The organism is Myceligenerans halotolerans (assembly GCF_054782975.1).
Genome location: NZ_BAAGRL010000070.1, coordinates 1 through 1,578 on the forward strand (window position 1 = coordinate 1; position 1,578 = coordinate 1,578).

Annotated in this window: 1 protein-coding gene; it reads left to right on the plus strand. The window is 71.4% G+C overall.

The window, feature by feature from the left end; translation table 11 throughout:
• The first annotated feature begins 227 nt into the window (after positions 1-227).
• A complete protein-coding gene (locus ACYVK5_RS25745) occupies positions 228-1,328 on the plus strand; it encodes an IS110 family RNA-guided transposase (protein WP_460709124.1) in 1,101 nt (366 codons plus the stop codon).
• The last annotated feature ends 250 nt before the right edge of the window (positions 1,329-1,578 follow it).

A 1,578-nucleotide genomic window follows, 5' to 3' on the forward strand; every position in this document is an offset into this window, starting at 1 on the left:
GTGCCGGTCGTGGTGGTGTCAAGACCGGGGCCCTTCGGGTGGCCTGTGGCCAGTCTTGACACCGCCGCGCCCGGCACTGGTCGTCCCGGAGGCGGCGGAATCCTCACCCTCGCGGACTGGCCTCGTGTGCTGGGGGCTGGTCGGCAGGGGCCTCCACGGCGCATGGTCGTGAGTTACCGGGCGCCACGCCGGGTGCCCGGCCTGTTCACAGTCGTCGGGAGGCCCCTGTGTTTACCAACTGTATTCCCGTTCCGTCCGAGCGGTGGGCCGTGGGCCTGGACGTCCACGCCCGCTCGATCAACGCCTGCGCGCTGGACCTGTCTACCGGTGAGTTGCGCAGCGCCCGCCTGACTCCGGCCGATCAGGCCGTCATGGACTGGCTGGGGCTGCTGGGCGGGTCCTACACGGCCTGCTACGAGGCAGGGCCCACCGGCTTCGGCCTGGCCCGGACCCTGACCGCCGCAGGCATCCGGTGCGTGGTCGCCGCGCCGTCGAAGATCGCCCGTGCCGCGGGCGACCGCGTCAAGACCGACAAGCGTGACGCGACTCTGCTGGCCCGGCGCCTGGCCGCCGGCGACCTGGTCGCCGTACGCGTCCCGACCCCGGTCCAGGAAGCGGCCCGGGACCTGACCCGCGCCCACGAGGACGCCCGCCACACCCTGATGGCCGCCCGCCACCGGGCGGGCAAGCTGCTCCTGCGCCACGGGATCCTCTACGAGGGCACCACGACCTGGGGCAGAGACCACCACGCCTGGCTCGCCCACATCCGCCTGGACCAGCCCGCCACCCAGGACGCGTTCGACGACGCCCACCAGGAAGTCCTGCTCCAAGAGGCCCGCAAGAGGAACCTCGCCGACAAGATCGCCCTGCTCGCCACCGACTCCGAGTTCACTCCCGTGGTCCGAGCGCTGTCCTGCCTACGCGGGATCGGGACCATGACCGCGATGTCCCTCGCGGTCGAGATCGGAGACTGGGACCGGTTCACCGGCGCCTCGATCGGCGCCTACCTCGGCCTGACCCCCACCGAGTACTCCTCCGGCAGCTCACGCCGCCTGGGACCGATCACCAAGGCCGGCAATCCCCACGCCCGCCTCCTGCTCATCGAGGCCGCCTGGAAGCACCGCCCCTCCTACCGCGTCGGAGCCACCCTCCAGGCCAGGTTCGATGCCGCGACCCCCGCCCAGGCCGCCCGCGGCCACGAAGGAAACCTGCGCCTGCACCGCCGCTGGGAACACTTCAACCACGAGCACAAGCGCACCACGGTCGCCAACACCGCGATCGCCCGAGAACTCGCCGGATGGTGCTGGTCGCTGGCCACCACCCGGTGAACAATCCCCCTGCCCCGGACCTCTGGCAGTGAGCGCAGCGTGACGGGACGACCCACGACTCGGCTGTGAGCACCCGCCCCGACCAGGACGGGCACGCCCGATCTCAGACACGTGCCAGCCGTCCCCGTCGAAACCACCGTCATGCGGCCCCGATCCGCGCATATCAGACTCGACCACGCGTCGAACAGACACGCACCCCACCCACGGACGTCCACACGCAGGGACCAAGGAAAGGGCCGCCGACCAGGCA